The 9,450-nt window shown below is 58.1% G+C and carries 5 protein-coding genes and 1 tRNA gene; 2 read left to right on the top strand and 4 right to left on the bottom strand.

Going from position 1 to position 9,450, the window contains the following annotated elements:
• The coding region (locus FJ398_22290) for a hypothetical protein (GenBank protein ID MBM3840638.1) at nt 1-557 on the bottom strand (557 nt) is incomplete at its 3' end.
• Between the two features lie 550 nt (nt 558-1,107).
• Between FJ398_22290 and FJ398_22285 the strand changes: the two genes are divergently transcribed.
• Nucleotides 1,108-1,986, top strand: a complete 879-nt coding sequence (locus FJ398_22285; GenBank protein MBM3840637.1) for a LysR family transcriptional regulator — start codon at nt 1,108-1,110, stop codon at nt 1,984-1,986.
• Between the two features lie 19 nt (nt 1,987-2,005).
• On the opposite strand, the gene FJ398_22280 is transcribed toward FJ398_22285, so the two are convergent.
• The 3 genes from FJ398_22280 to FJ398_22270 form a co-directional block, all read right to left on the bottom strand.
• Complete coding sequence (locus tag FJ398_22280; GenBank protein ID MBM3840636.1) at nt 2,006-2,263, bottom strand: hypothetical protein; 258 nt, start codon at nt 2,261-2,263, stop codon at nt 2,006-2,008.
• Nucleotides 2,264-2,421: 158 nt separating this feature from the next.
• Entirely contained in the window at nt 2,422-4,536 is a 2,115-nt protein-coding gene (locus tag FJ398_22275) for an adenylate/guanylate cyclase domain-containing protein (GenBank protein MBM3840635.1), read from the bottom strand.
• On the bottom strand, nt 4,536-8,027 hold the full coding sequence (locus tag FJ398_22270) for a hypothetical protein (protein MBM3840634.1): 3,492 nt from the start codon (nt 8,025-8,027) through the stop codon (nt 4,536-4,538). Before FJ398_22270 ends, FJ398_22275 begins: the two co-directional genes overlap by 1 nt.
• A gap of 547 nt (nt 8,028-8,574) precedes the next feature.
• On the opposite strand from FJ398_22270, the gene FJ398_22265 reads away from it, so the two are divergent.
• Nucleotides 8,575-8,648, top strand: a tRNA-Gly gene (locus FJ398_22265).
• Nucleotides 8,649-9,450 lie beyond the last annotated feature (802 nt).

Genomic DNA, 9,450 nt, shown 5'->3' with positions numbered 1-9,450 from the left:
GGGATCAACGCTTGGAGTTTCTTCTGGATGCGGGCAAAGCTCTTCAGCCTTTCGGAGCAGATCTTGTATTCCTCGCGGCTCAAGATCCCATCCGCAAATTCCTCGTCCAGCGATGAAGCCATGCTCTCGATTCGTTTCTGTGAAGAAAGGAGCCGCGGCTTGACAAAATCCGAATAACCGGCTCGGAGCAAATTGCCGAGATCCAGCTCGACTTCGAAGTGGTCCCGTCGCTCGCCATGCACCCAGACCAGCCGGATAGCCCGCCAGGCCAGCAATTGCCTCGTGCCCGTGCTGGCGCTGCCTTTGCTGATGCCGAGCAGTTCGGCAATTTCGTCCTGCGACAGCGGTTTGGGGGAAAGGTAAAGCAGCCCGTAAATCTGTCCCGTGGAGCGGGGCACTCCGAGAAGCTGGCACACCCGTCCGCCCGCTTCGATCATGTCCAGTCGAGTCTTGGAGAGCGTCCGAGGCGCCTTCTCCGCGGGAGCAATCATGGGATCCTCCATTCCGGAAACGAACGCTTCGCGAGACTTCACGCAGGCGAAAAATGTGAGGTACACTTCGTGCCGGTCAATTCGCCGGACGCTCTGGCGCCGGCGAATCGCTTAAGGCGACTCGAAGCGTTCAATTTGAATTGAACGAAATATATGAACTGAATCGAAAATCAAGGAAATTCTTAGAGCGTGTCCGAAAATTGCGCGGGGTCCTGCGGCGAGGGATTTTGGCTGTGGCCAAGGCGGCGAGGTCCGAGCATCCCCAACGCGGGCTGTAAGGACCGAGCCAACGCAGGCCACGGACAAAAGACCCGCCGCCCGGAGGGTTTTCGCGCCAAAGGCCGCCTGGCTTCGTTGCTCCTCAGTCGAAGATCCAGGGAGGATATTCTCCTTCGTCGCGCCTCGCCATCCGGCCTTTGGCGCGAAAACAGGACCCCGCGGAATTTTCGGACACGCTCTTAGAAACATGCGAAGCGAGCCGACGCCCCTCCTCTCCCCAGCCCTCTCCTCCCTTCGGGAAGAGAAGGAGAAGACTTCGTTGACCGACCGTTTTGATCGCACCCGAGCATCTCCCCACCAATTGACTTAATTGGGGATTCGGACTTCAATCTCCGCGATGCAAATCGAGAGTTTGAAAGTCTTCTGCGACCTGGCGGAAACGGAGAGCTTCACCAAGGCGGCGCACATCAATGACATCACGCAGTCCGCCGTCAGCCAGCAAATCAGTTCGTTGGAACGTCAATTCAAGTCGCTGCTCATCGAGCGTTCCAAAAAAAAATTCCGGCTGACGCGCGAAGGCCAGGTGCTCTACGAATTCAGCAAGCAGATCATCCAGACCTACGATTCCCTGCACAGCAAGCTCCAGGAGATCAAAGATATCATCTCCGGCACGATCCGCGTGGCGACGATTTACAGCATCGGCTTGCACGACTTGCCGCCTTACATCAAGAAATTCCTGAAGAGCTATCCGACCGTCAATGTCCACGTCGAATACCGCCGCTCGAATCAAGTTTATGAGGACGTGCTTGGGAACGCCGTGGATATCGGCCTCGTCGCCTATCCCTCGAAGGACACCAAACTCGAAGTTCTGCCGTTGCGGCGGGACAGGCTGGTCATGATTTGCCACCCGCAGCATTCCATGGCGAAGCAAAAATCAGTGCGCCTGCCCGAATTGTCCGGACAAAAATTCGTTGGCTTCGAGCCCGACATCCCGACGCGCAAGGCCATCGACAAGATTCTCAAGGATAACAACGTGTCGGTGCAGCACGTCATGGAGTTTGACAATATCGAGACCGTCAAACGCGCGGTGGAGATCGACGCGGGGATCTCCATCGTCCCGCAGAGCACCATTCTGCAAGAAATCACCAAGCAGACGCTGGCCCAGGCGGAATTCCAGGATGGGGAGTTTTATCGGCCCCTGGCGGCGATCTACAAAAAGAACAAAGTGCTCTCGCCGGCGATGAAGCAATTCCTGGCGATCTTGAAGAGCCCGTGAGAGCGGGTTGGCTGGCCAGTTAACACCCGGCTTCAGCCGGGTGACTTGAACTCAAGGGAGGGTGGGAAACCGTTTCAACAGTTTCCTCGTTCCGCCAAGCGAGCCAGTACTTTTCGACGAAGCTTTGGTATTCCTCCATGAAGGACTTCTTCCGATGATGTTCTTGCTGGTTCGCGATGTCCTCGACGACACGCGCGACATGCGACTGCGACACAGAAAAAACCCCGTACCCGCGTCCCCAGGCGAACCTTCCTTGGACGAGGCGATTTTCGTTGATCCAATGAGAGGACTCGCCTTTGAGTCATTGACGGACGCTCTCGATGGAATGGCTCGTTGGCAGAATCAAAGCGTGGACGTGATCTGCATTCACGAAATTGATTTTCATGTTTCTGTCCTCAGCTTGGACTCGGAGAAGTCCACGACGTGTCCCTGTTGCTACTTCTCCTTCAACTCCACCGCTCCCGTCCACTCGCCGTCCGGGGGGTGACTGCGAAGCTCGGCGATGTGGTTGAGGAGGAACTTGGAAGGTCCGTCCTCGGGATGCAGCTTCAACACGCAGTGAAATCCGGCTTCTGCGGCGTCGATGTCTTTTCCTTCGAAATGCTTCAGCGCTTCCGCGTAAGCCTCGCGCCAAGCTTTTGAACCGTCCGCCTGTTCCGGTCCGCTCAGAAGTTCATGGACCTCGACCTCTTTCTCGAAGCCTTTGAGCCGAAATCGTCCGCACTTTCGCGTCACGAATCTGTCCCGCACGCCTGAATAAAGGTCCGAAGTGATCAAAAGATCCGTGCCCAGGTATTTGTTCAGACCCTCCATGCGCGAGGCCAGGTTGATGTTCTCTCCCAGCGCGGTGTAATCGACCCGGTTTGAGCTTCCAAAATTCCCCACGTTCGCGACGCCGCAATGCAGGCCAATGCGCGTCCGGACGGTTTTTCCGGACTTGCCGAAGGTGAACTTGGACGCCGAATCTCTCAATAGCAACGCCCCGCGACAGGCCAACTCCTGGTGATTCGACTGCGGCTCAGGCGCGTTCCAGATCGCGAAGATCGCGTCCCCGATGAACTTGACGACCGTGCCTTGCGCCGGATGGATGCAGCGGTTAACGGTGATCTCAAAATAACTGTTCATCATGTCCGCCAGTTCATCGGAATCCATCCCTTCGGACATTGACGTGAAGTTGGCGATATCGCTGAAGAGAATGCTCACCTGTTGCTTTTCAGCGCCGGGCTTGAGGATGGCGGGATTCTTCTTAAGTTTCTTCACCTGTTGCGGCGAGACGTACATCGAGAGCGATTGCTCCATCAGGCGGCCCTGGACGTAGAGGCTGATGGAATTGAAAACGATGGACCAGACAGTCACGGCTGGAATCTGAACACCAGCCACGATGAACCAGGAATACCAACTTCTTTGCTCCACGAAGTAATAATAGGCAACCGCGGTCACTGCCGTTATGCCAAGCAGACCAACGCCCGCCGCATGGATCGGCCTGAGCTTTGGCAAAACAAAGCCAAAGGCTAACCCGGAGAGGAGCACCAACCAAAGATCACTCAAATACGGGACGCGGGTCAGCCAGTCCCCGCGGATGAGGTTCAGAGCAACTGTCGCCTGAATCTCGACTCCAGGCATATAGAGTTGCTTTCCCACGACTCCCTCTGCCCAGAGACCAAACGGCGACCGGTACTCATCTTTTCTTTGGCCGGATGCGTACGTTACAATCTTGGCACCAATAAAAACCACTTTGTCCTTGAAGAATCCCGGTTCGACGAGTTCGGCCTTGTTGGTCGATACAACCTGGAAGAAGCTGACGTGATTCAAGACGCCGGGGGGGCCATAGTAGTTCACCCACCGAGGGTTGAACTTCGCCTTGGGATCCTTTGTGATCTCTGCTCCCAGAAACTCGGCAGTCGTCCAACCTAGGCTTGAAATCACGTCGTTAGGCGAGCCAGGGAAGTGCCTTCTCACGAATAGGTCAGCGCTTGGATTCATTTCGGAGGTCCCGACGCCGGCGGCGCCATCGAGAAAAATGTCCAGGGGAACGATTGTTGTGCTGCCCACGGCATTCGCACTCCCACCGGTGCCCTTCTGCTCCATTTGCACCCAATCGGCAGCCAGGATCACCTTGCCAAAATCTTTTATGGCCTTGGCAAATTGGCGATCTTTTTCGGGATCAGGGCCGGGATCGCTAAACACCACGTCAAAAACCGCGGCCTTTGCGCCGTCTTCTCGCAACCTATCTAGGAGCCGCGCATGATATGAACGGTCCCAGGGGGCGTTATAGGGTTGGTTGAGTTTCTGATGTGACGCGTCGTCCATGAACACGACGACCGCTTCTTCTGGCATGCGATACCGACGCTGAGCAAACGGCAATTCGTAGCTCAGATGCTGGAGTCGAACTCCGAGACGGTCTCCCAAACTGCCAAGCCGCCCCAGACCGATCTTCTCCAGTCGAAAAACCGCAGAGATATCCAGCATCAGCAGTGCGCCAAGCCCCACGCCCAGTGCGACGCCAACGCCCCAGCCTTTGGGTGCTGCGAACAGTTGTTTGAAGCTCACTAGAAGTTAAACCTCAGCCGCGCGGTGAAAGTCCGCTCGTGCGCCAGCTCCGTGTGCAGGTTGAGCGGATTGAGTTTGTAGTCCTGATCCGTCAGGTTCAACAGGCCGACCCGGATCTCCGCGAGCCGGCGCGGAAAGCGATAACCCACGAAGAAGTTCAGGTGCCAGAAATCGTCGCCGGGAATGTCCGCGGCGTAACCCTGATTGCTTTGCTTGAACCACAGGCCTTCCACCGCGCTGAAGAATCCGCACGGGATGCTGTAAATCGCCCCCAGGCTCAACTCATGGAGCACGGCGGAAAGGTCCTGGTCCAAAACCAGATTGGCCGGGGAGGTGGCCACACCGCCCGGCATGGCAGTGAACCGGTCGAGCAAATCGGCGTGGCTGAGCCGATAGGTTGCACCGATCGACCATTCCTTGCCGAGCAGTTGGTTGACCGTGAAGAGCAGAGATTTCTCCCGGAAATCCAATTGCTCTGGCGTGCGGGACGCCGCCGGTTGCTTAAGGAAAAACGCGTCATAGACACCGAAACTCCGTTCCGCCTCCGAATTCAACACCTGGCCTTCGACACCCAGATAAGTGCCGGTGGGAAATCGTTGGTCAGCCCCGGCGCCCCAAAGCTCAAACTCCGATCCGGCCACCAACCCGCGCACGGATTCCGGAATCAGACTGCGGTACGCCTGGCTGAACCCGGCGATCTGCACCGGTTCGATGCGGACGCTGGTGTCGAAGAACGAGCCGCCCAACGACCGCGAATAATAGGCGCGCAAGTTCGTGTCCGGAGTTGGCGACCAGAGCAAGCCGACTTTCGGGGAAACCTTCTCCTGTTCCGCCTCGAGGTCGGTGATCGGCGCGATGTCGATGTTGGCCGGATAACGAAGTTTGTCGTAGGTGACACCGGCGGTCAGCCGCAACGGCTCCAGGATTTGCCACTGATGGTAACCGTAGAAACTCAACCGCTGGAGATCCGTCTCCACACCCATCTGCGCGGGGCGTCCCTCAAGCGCCGAATCTGTCTCGGCCCACGCGAGTTGATAACGTCCGCCGACCACCAGCGTATGTTTGGGTTGCTGCCAGATCTGTTGCAGTTCGGTGGAATACCCCTCCAGTTCGCTCCTGAACTGCAGGCCGGCGTTCCTCTGGCTCACACGCGTGACCTGGCCGGCGCCATTCTTGTCCAGGAACCGCACAGGATTCGCGGGATCGGTCCGCGTGAACGTGTCGTCCAAGCGGCCCGCCAGGAAGAGCGTGTGCACGCCGGGCGACCATTCGTGGTGGTAGCCGGCAAAAATGTTTGGCTCTTGCTTTTCGGTGATGCGCTGCGTGGTGCTGGCTTCGCTCTGGTCGTAGTATTGCGCAACGTCGCCAGCCTTGAAGTCGTAATAGACGGTTTGGAAAAAGACGGTGTCCTTCGGGGTAAGCTGTTGCTTGAAGGCCGCCCACCACGTGAGCGCTTCGAGGTCTTGATTCGGGCGCTCGCCATTTTCGGAACGGTAATGCACGTCGAACGAATAGCTGCTGTTCCCGAATGTGCCGAACTGCGAGCCGGTTTGCAGCCAGTCTCCCCGGCTCAAATATTCCGTGCTCGAACTGACGCCAAAGCGGTCGCGCTCGAATAATTTCGAGTATTCCTGTTGTGAGACATTCTGGGAAAGCGTGCCTGCGCCGACGGGCGCCAGGAGGTTCGCCAGCAGGAATTCGGACAGCCACGGCGTCTCGTAGCGCAGGGTGACCTGCTTCGGGTCGCGGAGTTCGTTGTAACTGTTCGCCAGGAACAAATGCGCGGAATAATTGCCGTAGTCATAGTTGGCGGCGCGCGACGCTTCACGGATGCTGAGCTGGTTCATCCCGTTGTCCCGGTAAATCGCGGCCAGGTTGGCGCTGCGGACGGCGCGGTCCTGGTCGAGCAAGAGCCGTGAGCGAAAGACGCTGCGGTTGTCGTTCAGTTCTTTGGATTTCTCCAAATCCCGCACGCCTTCGTTGATCTGGTTGTGTTCCTGGGCCAGAAGCGCCGAGTAAAGAAACGCGGTTGGATCGTTCGGATCGTACCGTTTGGCCAGATCAATTTCCTCGCGCGCGCGGCGCAAGTCGCCTTCGTTGCTGTAGGCTTTGGAGAGGTAGCTCCGCAGGACGGCGCGATGCGGTTCCAACGTCGCGGCCACCTGGAGATCCTGGCGGCCCGCCACTCGGTCTCCTCCGCGAACCTTGCAGAGGCCGCGTCCCAGCCAGGCATTGCCCAGGCCGCCATCAATCGCGATGGCCTGATCGAAATACGGCAAAGCTTCCTTGACCCGGTTTTGCGCGGCGAGCAGGAAGCCTTTCAAGGAAAGCGCCTGCGCGTTGCGCGGAGAAAGCTGCAAACTTCTCTCCGCCGCTTTCAAAGCTTCAGCCGCGCGCCCGAAGCTGAACTCCATTTCCGCAAGGCGAGCGTGCGCGAAACCAAACTCCGGCGCTTTCTCCACCGCATTGCGAGCCGCGGTGCGCGCCTCGTCCAGCATCGAACGCGACTGCTGATAGTACGATTCAGCCATCCACTCCGTCGCGGTCGCGGGTGGCTGAGCGCGATTCCAGGTCTGAAACTTTACGGCTGCGATCAATTGCCGCAACGCCTCCGCGAAGCCGCTTGCGCCCGCATCGCCCGCGCCAATCTTGCCGAGCAACGCCTCCGCGTCCTTGACCTGGCCAACCGCCAGTTGCAGTGCCGCGGAATAGATTACCTCCTTCGAGGAACTCGCCGTGCGGTTCGTCGGATAACTCGCGAGCGCCTGGAGCAAATCGCCGCTGCGATACGCCGTGAGCGAGTCACTCAGGGCCGCCTTCTCCGAATCACTCAATCCAAGCTCAGCCGCGTCCAGCACGCCGGGATAGTACAGGCCCCATTGAATGATGTTCACCGCGTCGATCACCGCCGTTTTTCTTGGCGCCTGGCCTGGATCGACGATGCCTTGCTCGCCGCTGGCCAAACTTACTTGACCAAGCTGGTTCGTCAGATCGACTGCGCCGTCCAGCAAGGTCACAACGGTGCGGCCGCTGCCGTCCTCGACCTCGATATTGAACTCCGTTCCGCGGATCGCCCCGGAGGCTTGCGGAGTTTGAAACTGGGTTTCGACCGGACGATCCCGATTGAAGAAGTAAGCCGTGCCGCTTTTGAGATCGAGCACCGACTGCGCTTTGGTGGTGTCGGCGGGCGGTTGGATTTCAAGCGTCGTCAACTGGCTGACACGCAGGATGCCTTGATTGGACAGGCGCAAAGTCGCGCGGCTTTTGAAGCCGGTGCGGAAGCGGTCCTTGACTTTCAAGACGTCATTGGTTTTCGCCGCGATCCAGGGGCCTGTGCCGGCCTCCGATTTCTCGACCTTGTTCTCCGCTTCGATGACGGCGGCGTCAGCGGAGGAAGGCGCCTGGGCGTAGGAGTTGGAAAGAATTGGGAGTAATGACACTACCAAACAACATTCGAGGAACTGGGTCTTTTTCACAGGGTTCTTTTTCACAGGGTCACGCTAGTTCGGCAGTCACCGGGGGAGATCTATATCAGAAACCGCCCGCCGATTCAAACACATTCTGCCGAGAACGGACCGCAGGAACCGCAGGAAAGACTGAAGAATGACGACGGCGGAATCCGAACGCTTGCGGCGCGCTCTTGGGGCGCGCAGGCTGCACGGCAATTCTCAGTTTGACTTCGGTAGGGCGAGCCTGTCCCCAGCGAGCCGAGTCGGAGGTGTTCCAGTCACGTCGAGCGACTCGCCGGGACGAACTCGCCCCGAGGGCTGAAGTCCGCACTGCAAATCTGTAATTTTGAAGCAGCACGGGCGTCCTCGTCTGCGAGTTCAGGGGGCGTCCCGTTACGTTTTCCCTCGAACGGCGAGACGCCGCTCGAACCCGCAGCCGAGGTGTCTGCGCCACGAGTTCAAACCGAGAATTGCTAGTGATGTGTCTCACAAATGGCTGGAGTTATGTTGCGCCCAAAACGGCCTGGGGCAAGGCGCGCAAATGCTCGGTTGCGTCTCTGGGGGAATCTTGTTAAAGATCATCGGCGTTGCGGGTGTGGTTCAATGGTAGAACGTGGGCTTCCCAAGCCTGAGACGAGGGTTCGATTCCCTTCACCCGCTCCAGTCGTTATACACTAATAATAAAGGAGTTACATACATAATTCTGGTGGGTGTACCCAGAATGTACCTTCCTGGCCGTTTTCGAGCCTTTTTTTCGATTCAATCCTGGCGCGTTGGGAGAGCCGCGTGAGCAGCTTCGACTCCCAAGTTTTAACCGATCAAGCGCGCGCGCGGCTGCCGCTTAAACGGCTCCTCGAACAACACGGAGTTGGTCCGCGATCAACTGCGGAAACATGGAGCAGTTTCAAGTGTCCGTTCTGTACGCAGAAAGCCGGATCGGTTTTCAGAGGTGATCAAGGCTGCGATCTCTTCAAATGCTTCTACACCGGCGGGCGACGCGGCGGGCCTTGTCCTTCGGCAAACAAAGTTCTCGACGAATCAGGTTTCCTCGCTTTGACGGCGAATCTCTCGCGCAAGGATGCGTGGATTCAGTGGCTGAAAGAGGCCGGCGTTTGGCGCGAGCAAGGGCGCGATGCCCCAAGCGTTATTCCAGGTCAGAAGCCGCGGCGACGAAGCCTGCCTGAACAAGTTTTACCGGGCACTCCGGGACCTTCGGTGCCCTCCACACCGAGTTCTTGCCCGGTAAATCCATCGGAACCTGCTCCGCTTGGACAAGTGCAACAGGGGCCTGATGGACTTCCCACGGGCGCTATTGACGCGCCCAGCGGTGTATCCTTCACCGACCCACACTCCTCACCAGAGCAGCGTCAAGGGACTGCCGACCATGTGCCAGCGGCGGACCTCGCCTCTGGTGAGGCCCCTTTTTCGGCGCAAGCCGACATGCCAAGGAGCGGTGAGGAGCCCG

The organism is Verrucomicrobiota bacterium (assembly GCA_016871535.1).
GTDB lineage: Bacteria > Verrucomicrobiota > Verrucomicrobiia > Limisphaerales > SIBE01 > VHCZ01.
The sequence above is the reverse complement of the archived record's forward strand: the minus strand, read 5'-3'. Positions and strand labels throughout refer to the sequence as shown.

Coding starts and splice junctions, on each gene's coding strand:
- FJ398_22285 (MBM3840637.1), top strand. CDS start 1,108: ATGCAAATCGAGAGTTTGAAAGTCTTCTGCGACCTGGCGGAAACGGAG.